Source organism: Nocardioides dubius (genome assembly GCF_039528155.1).
In the GTDB taxonomy this organism is placed as follows: domain Bacteria; phylum Actinomycetota; class Actinomycetes; order Propionibacteriales; family Nocardioidaceae; genus Nocardioides; species Nocardioides dubius.
The window spans coordinates 66,646-82,577 of the sequence record NZ_BAAALG010000006.1; the positions used below are offsets into that span (position 1 = coordinate 66,646).

The 15,932-nt window shown below is 70.8% G+C and carries 15 protein-coding genes; 2 read left to right on the forward strand and 13 right to left on the reverse strand.

What is annotated here, in order from left to right:
* From ABD151_RS07740 to ABD151_RS07795, 12 genes are all read right to left on the reverse strand, one after another.
* A partial coding sequence (locus ABD151_RS07740; RefSeq protein ID WP_343992990.1) for an enoyl-CoA hydratase/isomerase family protein occupies nt 1–610 on the reverse strand: 610 nt, incomplete at its 3' end.
* Between the two features lie 57 nt (nt 611–667).
* Entirely contained in the window at nt 668–1,591 is a 924-nt protein-coding gene (locus ABD151_RS07745; protein WP_343992992.1) for a hydroxymethylglutaryl-CoA lyase, read from the reverse strand.
* A gap of 10 nt (nt 1,592–1,601) precedes the next feature.
* Complete coding sequence (locus tag ABD151_RS07750; protein WP_343992994.1) at nt 1,602–2,345, reverse strand: enoyl-CoA hydratase/isomerase family protein; 744 nt, start codon at nt 2,343–2,345, stop codon at nt 1,602–1,604.
* Nucleotides 2,342–3,526 carry an acyl-CoA dehydrogenase family protein gene (locus tag ABD151_RS07755; RefSeq protein ID WP_343992996.1) on the reverse strand — a complete coding sequence of 395 codons (1,185 nt, stop codon included), beginning with the start codon at nt 3,524–3,526 and terminating at the stop codon, nt 2,342–2,344. The genes ABD151_RS07750 and ABD151_RS07755 overlap by 4 nt, the downstream gene beginning before the upstream one ends.
* 22 nt (nt 3,527–3,548) lie before the next feature.
* On the reverse strand, nt 3,549–4,295 hold the full coding sequence (locus tag ABD151_RS07760; RefSeq protein ID WP_343992998.1) for an SDR family NAD(P)-dependent oxidoreductase: 747 nt from the start codon (nt 4,293–4,295) through the stop codon (nt 3,549–3,551).
* Nucleotides 4,292–5,500, reverse strand: coding sequence for a thiolase family protein (locus ABD151_RS07765; RefSeq protein ID WP_343993000.1), 1,209 nt, complete (start codon nt 5,498–5,500; stop codon nt 4,292–4,294). The genes ABD151_RS07760 and ABD151_RS07765 overlap by 4 nt, the downstream gene beginning before the upstream one ends.
* 23 nt (nt 5,501–5,523) lie before the next feature.
* A complete protein-coding gene (locus tag ABD151_RS07770; RefSeq protein WP_343993002.1) occupies nt 5,524–6,633 on the reverse strand; it encodes an acyl-CoA dehydrogenase family protein in 1,110 nt (369 codons plus the stop codon).
* Entirely contained in the window at nt 6,630–8,180 is a 1,551-nt protein-coding gene (locus ABD151_RS07775) for a class I adenylate-forming enzyme family protein (RefSeq protein ID WP_343993004.1), read from the reverse strand. The genes ABD151_RS07770 and ABD151_RS07775 overlap by 4 nt, the downstream gene beginning before the upstream one ends.
* Nucleotides 8,165–9,343, reverse strand: a complete 1,179-nt coding sequence (locus tag ABD151_RS07780; protein WP_343993006.1) for an alpha/beta hydrolase — start codon at nt 9,341–9,343, stop codon at nt 8,165–8,167. Before ABD151_RS07780 ends, ABD151_RS07775 begins: the two co-directional genes overlap by 16 nt.
* Nucleotides 9,340–10,449, reverse strand: coding sequence for a homogentisate 1,2-dioxygenase (locus ABD151_RS07785; protein ID WP_343993008.1), 1,110 nt, complete (start codon nt 10,447–10,449; stop codon nt 9,340–9,342). The genes ABD151_RS07780 and ABD151_RS07785 overlap by 4 nt, the downstream gene beginning before the upstream one ends.
* 69 nt (nt 10,450–10,518) lie before the next feature.
* Entirely contained in the window at nt 10,519–11,724 is a 1,206-nt protein-coding gene (locus tag ABD151_RS07790) for an acyl-CoA dehydrogenase family protein (RefSeq protein WP_343993010.1), read from the reverse strand.
* Complete coding sequence (locus ABD151_RS07795; RefSeq protein WP_343993012.1) at nt 11,721–13,097, reverse strand: 4-hydroxyphenylacetate 3-hydroxylase N-terminal domain-containing protein; 1,377 nt, start codon at nt 13,095–13,097, stop codon at nt 11,721–11,723. Before ABD151_RS07795 ends, ABD151_RS07790 begins: the two co-directional genes overlap by 4 nt.
* A gap of 172 nt (nt 13,098–13,269) precedes the next feature.
* Between ABD151_RS07795 and ABD151_RS07800 the strand changes: the two genes are divergently transcribed.
* Both ABD151_RS07800 and ABD151_RS07805 read left to right on the forward strand, forming a co-directional pair.
* Nucleotides 13,270–13,878 carry a TetR/AcrR family transcriptional regulator gene (locus tag ABD151_RS07800; RefSeq protein WP_343993014.1) on the forward strand — a complete coding sequence of 203 codons (609 nt, stop codon included), beginning with the start codon at nt 13,270–13,272 and terminating at the stop codon, nt 13,876–13,878.
* Between the two features lie 24 nt (nt 13,879–13,902).
* A complete protein-coding gene (locus ABD151_RS07805; protein WP_343993016.1) occupies nt 13,903–15,048 on the forward strand; it encodes a CaiB/BaiF CoA transferase family protein in 1,146 nt (381 codons plus the stop codon).
* A 10-nt stretch (nt 15,049–15,058) separates the two neighbouring features.
* Here the strand turns inward: ABD151_RS07805 and kynA are convergent, their stop codons facing one another.
* On the reverse strand, nt 15,059–15,916 hold the full coding sequence (gene kynA / locus ABD151_RS07810; RefSeq protein ID WP_343993018.1) for a tryptophan 2,3-dioxygenase: 858 nt from the start codon (nt 15,914–15,916) through the stop codon (nt 15,059–15,061).
* Nucleotides 15,917–15,932: the final 16 nt, after the last annotated feature.

Here is a 15,932-nt window from a genome sequence, read left to right on the forward strand (position 1 = left end):
CCCGCGCGCCGCGGGCCCGCTCCAGGGCGGCATCGAGCAGCTTCTCGGCAGGGACGATCTCGTCGACGAGCCCCACCTCCAGCGCCTGCGCCGCGGTCAGGGTGCGGCCGCTGACCATCAGCTCGACGGCGACCGCGGCCGGCACCCGGTCGAGCACCAGCTGGGTGCCACCACCGCCGGGGATCAGGCCGAGCGTCGACTCGGGAAGTCCGAGCTGCGAGCGATCGGTGGCCACGATGCTGCTGCCGCCGAGCGCCACCTCCAGCGCGCCGCCCAAGGCGTAGCCGTCGATGGCCACCACGATCGGCTTCTCGGCGTCCGCCATCAGCTCCATCAGGGCATGGGTCTGCGCCAGGAACTCCGGCGTGCCCGGATCGTCGGCGAGCGCGGGCAGCGTGCGGAGGTCCGCGCCGCCGCCGAAGGAGCCGCTCTTCCCCGACGCCAGCACCAGGCCCTGCTGCTCGTCGTCGGCGAGGAACGACTCGACGACGAGGCGCAGCTCGCGCAGCACCGCCTGGTCGATCACGTTCATGCTCCGCCCCGGCACGTCGAGCGTGGCGAGAACGATCTGGTCGTGGGTGGTCACGGTGAAGGAGGTGAGCTCAGGCACGTGTCGGCTCCTTGGGATGGGGTGCGGAAGGACCGCGGTTCAGGACGGCGGGACGGCTCAGCCCGCGGCGGGCTGCGGGAAGCCCCCGGCGGCGAGCACCATGGACGGCAGTCGCCGCCCCAGCTGCTCGCTCAGCCACAGCCCGCCGGCGCGCAACGCGGCGTCGTCGAGGCCATGGGCGATGCCGCTGCGCTGCAGGGCGTAGGCGAGGTCCTCGGTGGCGACGTTGCCGGTGGCGCCCGGCGCGAAGGGACAGCCACCGATGCCGCCGAGGCTGGCGTCGAGGATGCCCACCCCCGCCTCGACGGCGGCCAGGGCGTTGGCCACCCCGGCATTGCGGGTGTTGTGGAAGTGCGCACGCAGCGCGGTGCCGGCGCCGACGACGCCGACCGCCAGGGCGAAGCGGGTGGTGACGTCGCGGGGCACCGCGACGCCGATGGTGTCGGCCAGCGAGAGCTCCGCCGGAGCACCGGCCTCGACGGCGCGGGAGGCGACCTCGCGCACCACCTCGGCCGCGACCTCGCCCTCGAAGGGGCAGCCGAAGGCGACCGCCAGGGTGAGGTTCGCGCGCACGCCCTCGGCGCGGGCCGTCGCCGCGACCCTGCCCCACATCGCGATCCCGCCGGCGATGTCGGTGCCCTGGTTGCGCTGGCTGAACGTCTCGGTGCAGTGCACGACCATGTTCACCTCGCGCACCCCGGCAGCCAGGGCCCGGTCGAGCCCGCGCTCATTGAGGATCAGCGCACTGAAGGTGACGCCGTCGACCGGCTCCAGCATCGCGAGCAGCGCCTCGGCGTCGGCCATCGCCGGCACGGCCTTGGGATGCACGAAGCTGGTCACCTCGACGTTGGTGGCGCCCGCGGCGATCGCGTGCTGCACCAGCGTGCTCTTCTGCTCGGTGCTCAACAGCACCGACTCGTTCTGCAGGCCGTCGCGCGGTGCGACCTCGACGATCCGCACGGCCTGGGGTGGGGTGGTCATCCGAGCCTCCTCAACGACGGGTGAATCGCTCGATCAGCGTGCGGGCATGGTCGGTCCGGATCACCGCGACCTGGTTGCTGGTCTCGGCGCGCAGTGCGCCCGCGAGGTCCAGCTGCCAGGTCTGGTTCACCATCCGCTTGGTGCCGGCCAGAGCGGCCGGGTTGTAGCCGGCCAGGCGGCTCGCCACCTCGGCGACCGTCGCGGCGAGCTCGGCGGCGGGCACGACCTTGCTGATCATGCCGATCGCCAGCGCGTCGGCTGCCGAGACCTGCTCGCCGAGCAGGCACAGCTCGCGCGCCTTGCGCTCCCCCACCAGCCGGGGCAGGAGCCAGCTCGCACCGCTGTCCACGGAGAGCCCGATGTGCACGAAGAGCTGGGCGAAGCGCGCCCGGTCGCTGGCGTAGAGCAGGTCGCAGGCCAGCGCCAGGTTCAGCGCCGAGCCCGCGGCGATCCCGTCGACCTTGGCGATGGTCGGGATCGGCAGCTCGCGCATCGCCAGCACGCAGCGGTTCGAGACGTCGATCCGGGCCGGGAGCGACGGCAGATCGTCGAGCAGGCCGTCCACGTCGGAGCCGCCGCAGAAGGCCTCGCCGGCACCGGTGATCACCAGCACCCGGTCGCCGGACGCGGGGTCGATGGAGGCGAGATGAGCCTCCAGCTGCGCCCACATCGCGTCGGTCATCGCGTTGCGCTTCTCGGGACGGTCCAAGGTGATCTCGACGACCCCCTCGCTGCGCGCGATCCGGATGCTCATGCCGACCGTCCGTCCAGTGCCGCGCGACCGTGCTCGCCCTCCAGGGTGCGGCCGATGATCTCGCGCATGATCTCGTTGGTGCCGCCGAAGATGGTCTGGATCGGGGCGTCGAGGTAGGCCCGCGCGATCGGGTACTCGCGCATGAAGCCGTAGCCACCGTGCAGCTGCAGGCACTCGCCGACCACCTCGCGTTGCAGGGAGGTGGTGAGCAGCTTGCCCTTGGCGGCGTCCACGCTGTTCAGCTCGCCCCTGTTGTGCAAGGCGATCAGGTGATCGACGAAGACCTGGGTGGCATCGATCCGCGCGGCCAGCTCGGCCAGCGTGAAGCGGGTGTTCTGCATGTCAAGCACGCGGGTGCCGAAGGCCTCGCGCTGGGCGCAGTAGTCGACCGTCCACGACAGCGCGGTGCGGCTGGCCGAGATCGCCGAGACGCACAGTCCCAGCCGCTCCTGGGCGAGGTTCTCCATCAGGATCGTGAAGCCACGCCCCTCCTCGCCGATCAGGTTGGCGGCCGGCACCCGGGCGTCGTCGAAGAAGAGCTCGGCGGTGTCCTGGCTGCGCAACCCGATCTTGTCGAGGTGACGGCCGCGGTCGAAGCCGGGAGTCGGTTCCTCGACCGCGATCAGGCTGATCCCCTTGTGCTTCTCGGCCGCGTTGGTGCGCACCGCGACCACGTAGAGGTTCGCGTTGAGGCCGTTGGTGACGAAGGTCTTGGCACCGTTGAGCACGTACTCGTCGCCGTCGAGCCGGGCCGAGGTGCGCAGCGCGGCGAGGTCGGATCCGGCCCCGGGCTCGGTCATCGAGATGGCCGCCATGATCTCTCCGGTGACCATGCCGGGCAGCCAGCGCTTGCGCTGCTCCTCGTCGGTCGCCTCCATCAGGTACGGCAGCATCACGTCGTTGTGCAGCGTGATGCACATGCCGGAGCCGATCACTCCGGCCCGTTGCAGCTCTTCGCCGATGATCGCGTTGTAGCGGAAGTCGTTCTCGCCGAGGCCGCCGTACTCCTCGGGCACGGCCATGCACAGGAAGCCCTGCTCGCCGGCCTTGAGGAACATCTCCCGGTCGACGCGGCCCTGCTGCTCCCAGCGCTCGTGATGCGGCACGATCTCGGTCGCGACGAAGGTGCGGAAGCTCGCCCGGAAGTCCTCGTGGGTCTGTTCGTAGAGGGTGCGGCGCACCGTGCTGTCCTTTCGTTCCGGTTCAGTGGGCGGTCCAGCCGCCATCGACGGCGAGGATCTGCCCGGTGATGTAGCTGCTGGCGTCCGAGGACAGCAGGAGGAGTGCGCCGTCGAGCTCGTCGAGCCGCCCCGGGCGCCCGACCGGGGTGTTCCGCTTGACCCAGCTCAGCGAGCGCTCGTTGGCGAACATCTCGTCGGTCTGCTCGCTGGGGAACCAGCCGGGAGCGATCGCGTTGACCCGGATCCCGTCGCGCGCCCACTCCGCACCGAGCTGGCGGGTCAGGTTGACGACGCCGCCCTTGGCCGCGCAGTAGGCGGCCTGGGTGACCGGCCAGGAGCCGGAGAGGCCGAGGATCGAGGCGATGTTGATGATCGACCCGCCCTCGGGCATCGCCGCTGCTGCGGCCTGCGCCACGGCGAAGGTGGCGGTCAGGTCGACCTCCAGCGTGCGCTGGAAGTCGGCGATCGACGTCTCGGCGGCCGGCGTCGCCTCGCCGAACCCGGCGGCGTTGATCACCACGTGCGGGCCGCCGTGCACGATCGCGGTCTCGATCAGCCGGGCGACGTCGTCGGCCTGCGTCACATCGCACGCCTGCGGCACGATCCCCGGCTCGCCGTCCGCGAGCTCCTGCAGCCGTTCGAGGCGGCGCGCGGCGGCCACCACGGTGGCGCCGCTGCGGCTCAGAAGCGAGCAGAAGTGGCGCCCGATGCCCGAGGAGGCACCGGTGACCACGGCCACCCGGCCACTGAGGTCGGCGGTCAGCGTCACGACAGGCGCTCGACGATCGTGGCGTTGGCCATGCCGCCGCCCTCGCACATGGTCTGCAGGCCGAAGCGGCCCGCGGTGCGCTGCAGCTCGTGGATCAGGGTGACCATCAGCCGCGCGCCGGAGGCACCCAGCGGGTGGCCCAGCGAGATGCCGCCGCCGTTGACGTTCACCTTCTCGGAGCCGACGCCGATCTCCTGCTGCCAGGCCAGGACGACGGGGGCGAACGCCTCGTTCACCTCGTAGAGGTCGATCTCGTCGGCACTCATGCCGGCCTTGCGCAGCGCCAGCTGGGTGGCCGGGATCGGGGCGGTGAGCATCTCCACCGGGTCGGCACCGATCACGCTCATCTGCCGGATCGCCGCGATCGGCTCCAGGCCCAGCTCGCGGGCGGTCTCCTCGCGCATCACCAGCAGGGCGGCGGCGCCGTCGACGATCTGGGAGGCGTTTCCGGCGGTCACCTTGCCGTCGGGCAGGAAGGACGGCTTGAGGCCGGCAAGCGCCTCGGCGGTGCTCTCCCGGATGCACTCGTCGACGCTGAACAGCTCGTCGTGGACGGTCACCTCGCCGGTCTCGCGGTCCCGCACCTTGCGCTGCACCGGCACGATCTCGCGCTCGAAGCGGCCCTCGGCGCGCGCCGCAGCAGCGCGCTGCTGGCTGGCCAGCGCGTAGCCGTCGAGCTGCTCGCGCGACAGGCTCCACTTCGCCACGATCGACTCCGCGGAGAGCCCCTGGGGCACCAGACCGGCGACACCGAAGGTCTCCCGGTCGGCGTAGCGCGACATCAGCCGCTCCCCGTAGACGGCACGGATGTCTCCGCCGGGTGCGTTGGAGAACATCGGCACGGTGCTCATGCACTCCACGCCGGCAGCGAGCACGATGTCCTGGGCGCCGGAGAGCACGGCCTGGGCCGCGAAGTGGATGGCCTGCTGCGACGACCCGCACTGCCGGTCGATGGTGGTGCCGGGCACCGTCTGCGGGAGCCCGGCGGCCAGCGCGGCGTTGCGGGCGATGTTGGTGGACTGCGGGCCGACCTGGCTCACGCAGCCCATGATCACGTCGTCGATGCTGGCCGGGTCGACGCCGGAGCGCTCGACGACGGCGGCGATCACCTCGGCCGCGAGCTCGACCGGATGCCAGCCGGACAGGGAGCCGAACCGCTTGCCGATCGGTGTCCTGACGGCTTGGACGATTACTGCTGTAGACATGGAGGTCCTCTCGTACGGAACGGTCAGGCGGGGGCGAGCAGGTCGAGGCATCCGGCCTCGACCGCGCGGTGCCGCAGCGCCTCGGGCGCGCCGCCGCGGGGCGCGATCGCGCGGGCGCGGCGGAAGAACAGGTGAGCGTCGTGCTCCCAGGTGAAGCCGATGCCGCCACAGACCTGGATCAGGCTGTCGGAGGCGGCCACGAACCGGCTGGCGGCCTCGGCCTGGGCGAGCAGCGTGTACCGGTAGGCGACGGCGACCTCGTCGCGGTCGAAGGCCTCGGCACCCGCCGCGACCAGCGCCCGCGAGGACGCCGCGTCGATGGCGGTCTCGGCGCACCGGTGCTGGATCGCCTGGTAGCTGCCGATCAGCGCGCCGAACTGCTCGCGGACCTTGGCGTAGTCGACCATCTGGGCAAGGCACCCCTCGATGCCGCCGACCTGCTCGGCCGCCAACAGCAGCCGGCCGGCGGTGACGTGGCTGGTGCGGGCCGGCTTGTCGCTGCCCATGGCCAGGACGACGGCCGGGGCGTTGCGCAGGCCCAGATCGGCACGCGGCGTGGTCAGGTCGATCGCCTCGACCCGGCGACGATCGCTTCCCTCGGGCACGACCGCCAGGACCAGCGCCGTGCCCTGAGGCAACCGCACCTCGGCCAGCGCCAGCCCCGCGACCGCACCGTGGGTCACCCGGTGCAGGGTGCCGTCGAAGCGGCCGTCGACGAGGGTTCCCTCGCCGTTGCCGAAGCCTGCCGCGATCCGGCCGGCGAGCATCGCCTCGACAGCGTCGACGATCTCCGCGTCGGTGCTGGCCGGGTCGGCCCCACGCAGCGCGAGGCCGACCTGCAGGGCAGCGCTCACCGGCCCCGGGTAGAGGCTCGCTCCGCACTCCTCGACGGCTGCGGTGAGTGCGGCGAGGCCGAGCCCGAGCCCGCCCCACTGCTCCGGGGCGGCCAGCGCGGCCAGCCCCACCTGCTCGGCCAGGGTGGCCCAGCGCTCGGGGTCGAAGCCGGCTACGGCCAGCGGGGTCTGCCGGTCGTGGCCGTCGCGGGCGCCGCGCACCTCCACCAGACCGCCCTGATCGGCGAAGACCTCACGCAGTGCCTGGCGGATCTCGTCGGGGGTCAGCTCGTCGGTCATCGGACCTCCTCCTGGACGGCGGCGACCACGGCGGAGCGCGACACCTTGCCGGTTGCTGTCTTGGGCAGTGCCTCGAGGAAGTGGATCTCCTTGGGCACCTTGTAGCCGGCCATCCGGCTCCGGCAGTGCTCGCGCACCTGCTCCGCGCTCAGCGACTCGTCGCGTCGCACCACGGCGGCGTTGACCTTGTGGGTCCACTGCGGATCCGGTGTCGCGAAGACCGTCACCTCGACGACCTCGGCCAGCTCGGTGATGACCGACTCGACCTCGTTCGGGTGCACGTTCTCGCCGCCGGTGATGATCATGTCGTCGGAGCGGCCCTCGACGTAGACGTAGCCGTCCGCGTCGAGTCGGCCGACGTCGCGGGAGTTCAGCCAGCCGTCGACGAAGACCGCTGCCGAGGCCTGCGGCTGGCCGAGGTAGTGGTCGGCCATGAAGGTGGTGCGGAACCACAGGTTGCCCGAGGTGCCGACCGGCACCGGCTCATCGAGCACCAGGTCGCGGACCTCGACCTCGACGCCCGCGGTCGGCCGCCCGGCGGAGCCGAGCCGCGCGGCATGGGGCCCGCCGACCACGTGGTCCTCGGGCGGCAGGTAGGTGACGACGCCGCCGGCCTCGGTCATCCCGAACACCTGGCACATCTCGCAGCCGATCACCGCCAGCGCCTCACGGATCATCGGCACCGGCATCGGCGAGGCGCCGTAGGCGAGGTGCCGGAACGCGGGCAGGCTGGTGCCCTGCGCCGCGAGCTGGTCCAGGAGCATCCGGATCAGGGTGGGCACGAGCACCGCATGGGTGACCTCGTGCTCGACCATGCCGGCCACCAGGGCCGCGGGCGAGGCATCGGCAAGATAGACCTGCCGCGCGCCGTAGAGGATCCCGTACTGCGCCCAGTAGGAGCCGGCCAGGTGGAACGTCGGCGGCACCACCAGCAGCGTCGAGTCGTTGGTGAAGCCGTGCACGACCGGGGTCGACGCGCCGATCTCGAACGCCTTGCGGGTGTAGGGAACCGCCTTCGGCACACCGGTCGATCCCGAGGTGAAGAAGACCATCGCGACGTCGTCCGGCTCTGCTGGGAGGGTCGCTCCCGGTGCCTGTTCCGGCCAGGGCTCGGCCGTGCTCTGGTCGATCACCACGAGGTGGATCTCGCTGTCCGCGATGATCGCCCGAGCCCGCTCGGCGAACGCGACCGAGGTGAAGACGTGGGTCACGCCGACCTGCTGGCAGGAGGCGCGGATCGACTCGTCCGGCAGGCGCCAGTTGATACCCACCAGCGCGGAGCGCTGGCGATGGGCACCCACCAGCACCATCGGGTAGCCGAAGTCGTTGGCACCGAAGAAGGCCACCTGGGAGCCGGCTCCGCCGGTGTCCGCGATGATCCCGGCCACCCGGTCGGCGCCGGCGTCGAGCTGCGCCCAGGTCACCGGGACCTGAGTGCCGACCACGGCCACATGGTCCGGCATCTGGCGGGCGTTGCTGCGCAACACCTGCTCCAGCAGGACCGGCGGCATCGGCGCGGTGAGCTCGGAGGTCACCGTGCTGCCCACCCACGGGCCGCCAGCCACTCGGTGATCACGTCGACGGCCTGGTTGAGGTACGGCACCTGCGCCTTGCCCGAGTAGTAGTGGGTCGCGCCCTCGATGGTGTGCAGCTCCTTGTCCGGGTGCCCGACACCGTCGAAGAGCCGCTGGGTGTGGCTCGGGGTGCAGGCGTCGTCCGCGGAGTTGCCGATCACCAGGGTCGGCACCTTCAGGTCGGCCGCGCAGACCGGGCCGTCACCGTGGGCGTCGTCCCAGCTCCACTGCGACAGCCAGCTGCGCAGCGTGGAGAAGCGGGCCAGGCCGACCGGTCCCATGTTCACGATCCGCGGATCGCCCAGGTAGCAGCGTCCCGGCACCCGATCGTTGGGGTCGAGGGTGGGGTCCAGCCAGCGCGGGTCGGCCATCGTGCCGTGCACCACGAAGCCGCGCTCCATCAACGGCTCGCCGTTGGCCTTGTACTCGGCCAGCTGCTCCTTGACCCAGCGGGTGATCTTGCGGTTCCGCTCGATCTGCGCCGCCCGGTAGCGCTCGATGAACTCAGGCGAGTACGGCGGCTGGTTGGGGTTGTCGGGGTTGTAGATGTCGAGCTCGGGGTCGCGCTTGGTCGGGTCGCTCTCGTCGAGGATCGACGGGTCCATCCACTCGGTCAGCGTGCCGGCCCGGCTCACGTGGGCGGCCAGCAGCATCATCCCGTCGGCGGGCGGCAGGTCCAGCTCGGTGAGGTTGGGGCCGTCGCCGGCGGGCGTCGAGGTGACCGTGGCGTGCTGCGCCTGCTGCTGGTAGTAGAGCGAGAGCGAGCCGCCCCCGCTCCAGCCGGCCAGGATCACGTTCTTGTAGCCCAGGCGCTCGCGGGCGTCCGAGATCACCGCACCGAGGTCCTGGACGACCTTCTCCATGATCAGGCCGTAGTCCTGCCCGCGGTAGCGGGAGTTCGCGTAGATCACGTGATGCCCGGCGCGCGGCAGTGCGTTGCTCATCGGCAGGTAGGCGCCGCCGCCGATCGGGTGCATGAAGACGATCACCGTGTCGGAGGAGTGATCCGTGGGCCGCAGGAGATAGCTCTCCAGGACGACGTCCTCGGTGACGCCGCCGTAGGTGTCGCGGAACGCGGAGTTGTCCGCGAAGACCACCAGATAGGGGATCCGCTCATACGCGTGCTTCGTGCTCATACCCGGACCTCCTCGGGGACCTCGACCTGGACCGCTGCCGACATGGCGGCAGTGGCGGTGAGTCGACGTCGGGTGTCGATGGCGATGACCTTCCATTCCACGGTCTTGTCCTCGTCGTGACGACGACGGGCGCGCTCACGGGCGCGCTCGGGGATGCCGTGGTGCAACCCCTGTGGTGCGTGACTGATCAGCCCGGCAGGCATGTCGATGCCGAAGACGCTGCCGCCGTGGTAGAACGCGATCTCGTCGTAGTCGACGTTGCGGTGGTACCAGGGGATCCGCTCGACGCCCTGCTTCCCCTCGGCCGGGCGGGGCAGGAAGTTCATCACGTAGACGCCGGTGGCCTCCATGAACAGGTGCACCGTGGGCGGCAGGTGGACGTCGTCGGAGCCGAGCACGTCGTAGTCCTCGATGTTGAAGGTGAAGGGGAAATTGTCGCCCTTCCACCCTTCGACGTCGAGGGGGTGGAACCCATAGAACAGGCGGGTCTGGCCGCTGCGCTGCTTGAACCTGACCTCGTACTCCTCGCGCCCGTCCTCGGGGAACGCCTCCGCCTCGGGGATCGCGATCAGCGAGGAGTCGAAGGGGAAGAACCGGCCCAGGTAGGCGTCGCGGGGCACCCGGAAGTCGTCGGTGGCCTCGACGATCAGCAGATGCGTGCGCTCCGCGGGCACCTGCCGGTAGGTGCAGGACTTGGGCAGGTAGACCCAGTCGCCGGTGCGGTAGGGCAGCCGGCCGAACTCAGTCTCGAAGTAGCCGCTGCCCTGGTGCACGAAGGCCAGCTCGTCGCCGTCGACGTTGCGGCTCCAGTGCGGTGCCGCCTCGGCCCGCTTGCTGAGCAGGATCCGGCAGTCGTCGTTGAAGAACATCAGCAGCGGCTCACCGCTGGGGTCGCTCTCGTCACTCGGGGAGAGCGCGAAGGTGTCGGTGTCGACGCCGCCCAGATCGCCCTCGAGGCGGAACTTGGTGGGGTCGTTCTTGCGGTACAGGTGGGCGACGCGGCCGCTGAAGCCGAAGCGCCCCAGCTCGTCGTCCTTCAGGTCCTCGACGTCGCGGTGGATCTGGCGAGGCGTCCGACCGCTACGGAGCTGGACGAACGATTCCATGGTGCGGCTCCTTACAACTCAGGGTGGGTGGTGGACGGGCCGTGGTCGCGGTGCGGACCGGGCCCAGGTTCAGCGACGCGGCAGCCCGAGGCCCCGCTGCGCGATCACGTTGCGCTGGATCTCGTCGGTGCCGCCGGCCAGGTGCAGCGCGGGCACGCCGAGCACGAACTCGGACCACGCGAAGGTGTCCGGCTCGCCGTGGTCGACCGCGAGCCGCTCGCCGAGGACCGCCTGGACCAGCCGGACGATCTCGTCGAGCGCGCGGACCATCAGCATCTTGAGCACCGATCCCGCGACCGGCTCGAGCTGGTGGGTCCAGGAGCCCGCGCTCAGGCCGGCGGCCGCGCGCATCGCGGTGACCGCAGCGACCGTGCGCGCGATCTGCGGCTGGTGCACCGGGTCGCTCTCGGACTCGAGCCGGCGCACCAGCGCGGTCAGCCGCTCCAGCACGTAGGGCGTCAGCGGCCCGGAGGCACCGCTCATCGTGGAGCGCTCCGAGCCCAGGCTGGTGTTGGCCACCCGCCAGCCCTGGCCCAGCTCGCCGATCCGGTGGCTGTCGGGCACCCGGACGCCGTCGAGGAAGACCTCGTTGAACGCCGCACCGCCGGTCATCTGTCGGATCGGCCGCACGGTCACGCCCGGCGCGTGCATGTCGACGAGGAACATCGTCAGGCCCGCGTGCTTGGCCACGGTCGGGTCGGTGCGCACCAGGGCCTCGCCGACGTCGGCCAGGTGCCCCATCGAGGTCCACACCTTCTGGCCGGTGAGCACCCAGTCGTCGCCGTCGCGCACCGCCTTGGTGGAGACGCTGGCCAGGTCGGAGCCGGAGCCCGGCTCGGAGAAGAGCTGGCAGCCGATCTTGTCGCCGCGGTACAGCGCGACCAGCTCGGCCTCGCGGACCTGCGGCTGGGCGTGGTGGCGCAGCGCCGGCGCGACGATGTTGAGACCGACGAAGAGCGCGTCGCGGCCCGGGAAGCCGAGGTCGGAGAGGCCGGCCTCGAGCACGGCGTCGTGGGCCGGCGTCAGGCCCAGCCCGCCGAGCTCGACGGGTCCGCTCGGCCAGGCGATGCCGGCGTCGAAGAGGGCCGCCTGCAGGGCACGGACCTGCGCGACCTCCTCCTCGTGCCCGTCGCGGAGCTCCTCGACGGAGGCGATCCGGTCGTCGTCCTCGAGCGCCGAGGGCTCGCCGACGAACGCCGGCGCCAGCGCCTGGAGCTGCTCGCGGACGTGATCGGCGAACGCCGCCAGGTCCGTGGGGACGGCCAGAGTGGTCATGCCAGCCCCGCGAGCTTCCGCCCGAGCGCCTTGGCGTTCTCCATGTCGTAGTGCTTGCGGGCCACGATCCGCTGGGCGTAGAGGCCGCCGCCGGACTGGATCATGGTGACCAGCTGCCAACCGCCGTAGGCGTCCGCGGTGAAGTCGCGGATGGCGTGGAACAGCCGCAGCCGGTACTCGCCGTCGATCCCGTCCTTGCCGGACATGTACTTGCGGATCGCCGGGCCCACCTCCTCGTTCTCCAGGTCCGCGATCGAGGGAGCGGTGACGATCGAGCCGCCGCCGATGTCGTGCAGGTGCCGCGTCATCAGGCCGTACTCGGAGGCCGCGTAGTGCTTGGCCGCGTTGGTGTACAGCTCGCTGGGGAAGTACCAGCCCTCCGGGCTGGGGGCGGCGTTGGCGATCGCCGCCTCGAGGCCGGAGCGCACGAGGGTGGAGTAGATCACCATCTCGGCGATCTTCTCCTTGATGTGCACGATCTTCTCGGTGCCGTTGGCCTCGGCGATGAGCTGGGCCAGGCCGACCAGCGTGTCGCCGAACTCCGCCATGTGGGCGGTGCCGCCGAGCCGCTCCCACAGGCCGAGTGCGTGGGCGAAGGTCGGCGAGTGCTTGGTCTCGCCGGCCAGGAAGATCCGCTCGTTGGGCACGAAGACGTCGTCGAGGATGATGAAGCCCTCGGGCATGTTGTGCTCGCTGCTGGCCGGGAAGTCCTCGATCCGCTCGCGCGGCGCGTAGCTGGTGTTGACGATCTTGACGCCGGGGGCGTTGACCGGGATCGCGCAGGCGACGGCGTACTGCTCCTCGCCCTCCTTCATCGCCTTGGTCGGCATCACCACGAGCTCGTGGCTGACCGCGGCCGAAGAGATGTGCAGCTTGGCGCCGCGGATCACGATGCCGTCCTCGCGGCGCTCGACGATGTGGGTGTAGGAGTCCTCGTCGCTCTGCTTGCCGGGCGAGAACTTGCGGTCGCCCTTGGCGTCCGTGATCGCCTGCACGCACCGCAGGTCGTTCTCCTGGCAGTAGGCGAAGTACCGCTCGATCCGCTCCGCGTACTCCGGCAGGTCCTCGCGCATCCGAGCCGCTGCGGTGAGCAGCGCGAGCAGGCCCTGGCTGGTGGTCACGGTGACCATGTCCCACTCCATCAGCTCGGTCAGCAGCTCCTTGAGCTGCTCCTTGCTGCGCGGGATCTTGAAGTACGGGCCGCTGGCGTCGGCGCCGGGCTGGTAGTGGGCGTCGTAGCCCTCCGCGACCAGGCGCAACGACTTGGCGAACTGGGGGTGCTCGGCCAGGACCTTGATCTCCTCGCCCTCGGCGAAGATGCGCCGTCCGTCCTGCAAGGACGCCAGGTACTGGGCCCCGTTCATCATCGCCATGCCGATCTCTCCTCAGGTCTGGGGGTTCCGAAAACTTGATTCTGACGTTAGATTCAGAATTGAGTTTGCGCAACCCCCCAGGAGGAAATGAATATGCTCATGCGGCGACAAGACTCGTCAGCGGCCTCATCGGCCACCCGAGCCTCCCAACCCCACGAAAGGGCGAATCAGCATGTCCGGAACCTCCAAGGGCCAGCGGACCGAGGCAGCGTTCCTGCAAGCCGCGCGCACGACGTTCGCCGAAGTGGGCTACTTCAACGCCAAGATCTCGGACATCGCAGCGGCGGCCGGCCGCTCGGCGGGATCGTTCTACAACTACTACGAGAACAAGGAGCAGCTGCTCGAGGCGCTGCTCGAGGAGTTCACCGACGAGGTGCTCAAGGGCTCGCTGCTTGCACAGACCGGCGACCCGGAGCAGGACATCCGCGGCGCGGTGCGCACCTACTGGAACTCGTATCGCAAGTACCTGCCGGAGCTGATCGGCGTCTTCCAGATGTCGATGCGCGACGACGCCTACACGGCGCGGTGGCGACGGATCCGCGGGGCAGGCATCCGCGAGGTGATCACCACGCTGCACAACGCGGAGCGGGCCGGGCACAACCCCGGGCTGCCCGAGCGGCAGCTGGCGTCGGCGATCGTCTCGATGCTCGAGGGCTTCTGCTGGGTCTGGCTCGCGGCGGGAGGCGATGAGGATGTCGAGACTCCTGACGACGACTCGGCCGTCGACATCCTCAGCGCGATCTGGTACCGCACGGTCTACGGCAACGGCGCCACGCACTGACCACTCCCCCGCCGGGGGCCGGCGATGAGCCGGGGGCCCCTGGACGGGGTCACGGTGGTCGAGCTCGGCGGCTTCATCGCGGGGCCGTTCGCGGGCCAGCTGCTCGGCGACTACGGCGCGCGGGTGATCAAGATCGAGCCGCCGACCGGTGACCCGATGCGCACCTGGGGCGTGCTCCAGGACGGCAAGAGCCTCTGGTGGCCGGCGATCGCGCGCAACAAGGAGTCGGTGGTCCTCGACCTCAAGGCCGAGGCCGACCGCGCCCTGGCCCGCTCGATCTGCGCGCAGGCCGACATCGTGCTGGAGAACTTCGCGCCCGGCCGGATGCAGGGCTGGGGGCTCGACTACGCCTCCCTGGCAGCGGAGAACCCCGGCCTGATCATGGTGCACGTCTCCGGCTTCGGCCAGGACGGTCCGCGGGCGAGCGACCGCGGCTTCGGCAGCGTCGCCGAGGCGATGGGCGGGCTGCGGGCACTGATGGGCTTCGGCGACCGTCCGCCGGTCCGGGCCGGGATCAGCCTCGGCGACTCGACGGCGGCGCTCTTCGCGGTCAGCGGGGCGATGGCAGCGCTCAACGAGCGGCACCGCACCGGCAAGGGCCAGGAGGTCGACGTCGCGCTCTACGAGAGCGTCTTCGCCCTCACCGAGTCCCTGGTCGCCGACTGGGAGGTCGGCGGGATCAGCAAGCAGCGCGCGGGCAGCACCCTGCCCGGCGTCGCGCCGTCCAACGTCTACTCGACCCAGGACGGCGTCGAGGTCCTGATCGCCGCGAACAGCGACTCCCTCTTCCGTCGCCTGGCCGAGGCGATGGGCCGGCCCGAGCTGATCGAGGACGAGCGGTTCGCCACCCACCAGGCGCGAGGAGTGAATGCGGTCGCACTCGACGCCCTGATCGAGGAGTGGACCTCGCACCTGCCCAGCGAGGCCGTGGAGGCCGCCATCGACCGCTACGAGATCCCGCGCGGCCGGATCTTCACCCCGGCCGACATCGTCGCCGACGAGCAGTACCGGGCCCGGGAGATGGTGACCCGGATCGAGGCGCCCGGCTACCCGGAGCCGATGCCGATGCCGAGCGTGGTGCCGCGCTTCACCGGAACCCCGGGAACCATCCGCAGCGCCGGCCCGGAGCTGGGTGCGCACACGGACGCCGTCCGGGCGGAGTTCGGCTGAGGCCGACGGCTCACAGCGCGGTGCGCACCGCGTAGAGCTCGGGGAAGAAGGTCAGCTCGAGCGCGCGCCGGAGGAAGGGAGCACCGCTGCTTCCTCCGGTGCCGGGCTTGAGCCCGATGATCCGCTCCACCGTCTTCAGGTGCCGGAAGCGCCACAGCTGGAAGTTGTCCTCCAGGTCGACCAGCTCCTCGCAGGTCTCGTACGCCGCCCAGTGCTGCGCGGTGTCGGCGTAGATGGCGGCGAAGACCGGCACCAGCTCCTCATGGAAGGACCAGGCGGTGCGCACGTCGCGCTCCAGCACCGAGGCCGGCACCGGATAGCCGGCGCGGGCCAGGTAGCGCAGGAACTCGTCGTAGAGCGACGGCTGGTCCAGCGCCTCGGCAACCACCGCATGCGCCTGCGGATCGGCCTCGAAGACCTTGAGCATGGCGGCGTTCTTGTTGCCCAGAGTGAACTCGACGGCGCGGTACTGCCAGGACTGGAACCCGCTGGAGTTGCCCAGCACGCCGCGGAACTCGGCGTACTCGCTGGGGGTCAGCGTGGCCAGCACCGACCACTGCTCGGCAAGGGTCTTCTGCACGTGCTTGACCCGGGCGATGTTCTTCAGCGCGTGCCCCAGGTCGTCGGCGCGCAGCCGGGCGCAGGCATCGGTGAGCTCGTGCAGCACCAGCTTCAGCCAGAGCTCGGTGGTCTGGTGCTGGACGATGAAGAGCAGCTCGTCGTGATGCTCGGGCTGCGACAGCGGGCGTTGTGCCGCGAGCAGCGTGGCCAGGTCCAGGTAGCCGCCATAGCTCATCCGATCGCTGAAGTCGGTGACCACCGACTCCTCGATCTGCCGGGTGTTCGCCGGCACTGACTGATCGCCCATCTCAGCAATCTAGCCC